The 2,899-nt window shown below is 35.2% G+C and carries 2 protein-coding genes; both read right to left on the bottom strand.

Annotation, left to right across the window (positions count from 1 at the left end; all coding sequences use genetic code 11):
- A partial coding sequence (locus tag AC3DU7_RS30180; protein ID WP_488042925.1) for a S1 family peptidase occupies positions 1-1,160 on the bottom strand: 1,160 nt, incomplete at its 3' end.
- Positions 1,161-1,386: 226 nt separating this feature from the next.
- A complete protein-coding gene (locus AC3DU7_RS30175; RefSeq protein ID WP_488042924.1) occupies positions 1,387-2,808 on the bottom strand; it encodes a S1 family peptidase in 1,422 nt (473 codons plus the stop codon).
- Positions 2,809-2,899: the final 91 nt, after the last annotated feature.

Here is a 2,899-nt window from a genome sequence, read left to right as displayed (position 1 = left end):
TCAAATTCTACTTGACCACTACGACTAGCAACTTCTAGATTTTTAATGTGTGTGATACCAGCTTTTATCACTTCAGATCTAAGTAGCTCTCGTCTGAAAGACAAATCAAAATCAAATTCTTGGACTAAATTCTCAAAATAACTAACATTTTGCCCGCTGCTATACCGCTTTTGTAACTTATTAAAATCAAGATTCTCACCACTCGAAACATTACCAGAATCTGATTCACCTCCCGCCTCAAGACTCCCGCTACATAAAGGTTTGCTCTGACTACCTAATCCATGACTGCCAACGACACGACCATTACTGTCAAACACAGGTCCCCCACTCATACCAGCAGCAGTTTCATCAGTGTAAAAAATACTATAACCCAGATGTTTAGGAGTAGGGTTAATCTTTCCCCTAACTAAACCCCAAGCTAAACGACGTTGTCTGCGAGCTACTCTATTACGACATCTACCTGTCTGCGGGTCTTGCTCTCTTTCTGGGTCAGGCCAACCGGAAATATACACTCTATCGTCGATATTAACCTGATTAGGGTCTCCTAAAGGAGCAACTGTATAATTGTTTGTGCTTTCAAAGGTGACGATCGCCAAATCTATACCTCTTATTTGATCTGTTCCAATACTGCGGTCAACTATATCTGTACCTGCAATAAAGCGATCGCGACAGCCAAATCTCACCAGTACCTTTAATTGAGGATTGCCTTTTAGAGGACATCCCCGATGGTCATTAACGTTTTTAACAATATGAACTTTCCCATCATAAGTTCTAATTCCATAATAAGGGATACCCCCCAACTGCTGCCAATACTTTTTACTATCAAGATGCCTTTGTAGAAAATTATGAGCTACAGTTAAGACATAATATTTATTTCCTGTTTTAGCAATAATTACCCCTGAGCCTGGATTCCAAATTCCTGATTTTTGTAGTGGGTTATTACGATTTTCTTCTAAGTCTTGTCGTAATTCAGGGGTTAATGCCGGAGCAATTAACACAGTTGTTTGTCGAGCGATAGAATTAATTTCTGCTAGAGAAAGTTGAGCAGTAGCAACAGTTGGTGCTAAAAAATTGAGCAGTATTCCCCCTAGAAAAATAGATAATTTTAGGGTTTGTTTTCTCAAAAAATAGAGCATTTTTATAGCTTGTACTAAATACACATTTTTTTTCTTAAATGTAATTGTTAATTAGGGTTTGATGATAGGGAACAGGTAACAGTTTAGACTATCTGCTACGGCCAAATTTTTTGATATTCAAGGGAAAAGTATAAGTATTTTGAGAGTAATTGAGCCAAAAACCTTGCACTTTTCCAGCAATATTTAACCCTGGAAGCTTGAGTTGGTATTGATTACAATTTTACTCAGCAAGCCCTAATTATTCAAAATCTTAGTCTAATAAGATACTTTTATCTCCACCTGATGGCCTGTCTCTACCCAGATTTTCCACATCAAAACCAAACAGTTTATAGATATTTTCTATAGTATCATTAGGGTCTTCAAAACCGCCCTCATTTGCTTCATTTGGGTCGATTAATTCAGATTTTTTGCCGATACTACTTTCAGGAGAAGTTGGAATTTTAGGAACTTGTTTTATTTCTGATTCAATTAAACCTTTTGAAGGAGCTTCTAATTGAAAAGATAAATTCATACCCACCTGTGTAATTAATTGTCGAGAATAATCAACATTTTGGGCACTACTATACATCCTTTTTAAGATTGAATTATTATCCTGCTCTAAGAAATCTGAATTATTTTGATTGTTATTTGAATCCTTTTCTAAATTATTTTGAGGTTCAAATTCGTCAAATATATCCCAATCATTTTGTGCCTTATTTTTGTGATTTTGTGGCAAAGTATTTTGAGATTCAAATGCACTAGAATACTGCCAATTATTTTCTGCTTTTAATGAATCTTTTGAGGTAAAATTATGATGAGATACTGGTTGATATATTTGTCCACAAATAAGTTTATTTGCTGAACCTCGTCCGTGAATTCCAACTACTTTACCATCACTATTAAAAACAGGACCACCACTCATACCAGGACGAGTATGATCTGTATAATATAAACTATAGCCATTATCCTGTTCAGTAACAGGAGTAGAAACTTGTAATTGTCCCCATGCAAGGCGTCTTTGCCTTCGAGGTGCAGGATCTTTACAAATTACTTTTCCTTCTGAATCTAATTGTGGAGTTCCATCAGGTTTGAGCTTCGGTTCTGCTTCAATTTTCGGCCAACCAGAAATATAAACTTTGTCTCCCTCTTTTAATTTACTAGCATCTCCTAAGGAAGCAACAGGATAATTATTTTTACTTTCAAAACTAACTATTGCTAAGTCATAACCATTTATTTTTTGGCTTTCAAAACAACCAAATCTTACCAGAGTAGTTTCTAAGCTTTGATTTTTTATTCTTCTGAGAAAGTCATCATTACATTTCTTACCATCATTTATTTCTGTAACCCGATGAACTTCTCGCTTGTCTCTGTCGCTTGTTACTATACCGTAATCTGTATCTGCAGTTATTTGTTTTTGACTAAAGTTATGAGTTACTGTCAATACATAATATTTTTTACCTTTTTTGGCAATAATTACCCCAGAACCTACCGTCCATTTTTTGACAGGTTTTCTATCTAACAAATCATCTATTTCTTCTTTTGTTAATTCAGGAGCAATTAAAACAGTAGTTTGTTTTGCTATAGAATTAATTTCTTCTACTGTTAATTTTCTAGGAACTGCATCAACTCCGCTACCAAGACTGACAATAAATCCAGTCATAGAGGCAGTAAATATGTGTCTTATTTTAATCATATTTTTTCACACTTATTAAAAAAAAATCTCAAATAATTAGGGTTTGCTGAAAAAGTCTTTTTGCGCTCGGCAGGGAGTAGGGAGTAGGGAG

It is taken from the genome of Okeania sp. (assembly GCF_983059655.1).
Note: the sequence above shows the minus strand (reverse complement) of the source record. Positions and strands in the feature narration are given on the sequence as shown.